Annotated in this window: 1 pseudogene; it reads left to right on the top strand. The window is 45.9% G+C overall.

Annotated elements, in window-relative coordinates:
- Positions 1-579, top strand: a pseudogene (locus ACS8FC_RS19435) (secretion protein); the annotation flags it as partial.

Genomic DNA, 579 nt, shown 5'->3' with positions numbered 1-579 from the left:
CAGGAGATTCAAGCATCAGAAGGCGGTGTGTTGACAGATCTAGCGGTTGTCGAGGGTGAAGAGGTCAAAGCAGGTCAGCTGCTTGTGGTATTAGAAGAAGAGCGTGCTAAAGCGGCGGTAGATAATTCTGCCTCCAAAACAGCGGCATTAAAGGCCAAATTGGCAAGGTTAAATGCCGAAATTTTTGAAACACCATTGGTGTTCCCTAAAGACGTACAAAGTTATCCTGAGTACGTACAGAACCAAAGAGCGCTCTATAACCGTCGGCGTCAGGCCATTAATGAAGATGTCTCTTCTCTCGAAAAAATGCTGGTACTAGCGCGCCAAGAGCTTAGCATGAACGAGCCATTACTCGAATATGGCGATGTCAGTCAGGCCGATGTCATCAAGCTGAGTCGTCAAGTTGCTGATATCGAAGCGCAAATCAATAATAAACGCAATAAGTACTTTGAAGAAGCACAGGCGGAAATGACTAAAGCTCAAGAAGAGTTAGACACTGAGCTTGAGCAGTTACGAGATCGGGCGCAAGTGCTAGAAGAAAAGCGTCTGATGGCACCGACAGAAGGTAAGATCAAAAAT

The organism is Psychrobacter sp. 1Y4 (genome assembly GCF_051847555.1).
Note: the sequence above shows the minus strand (reverse complement) of the source record. Positions and strands in the feature narration are given on the sequence as shown.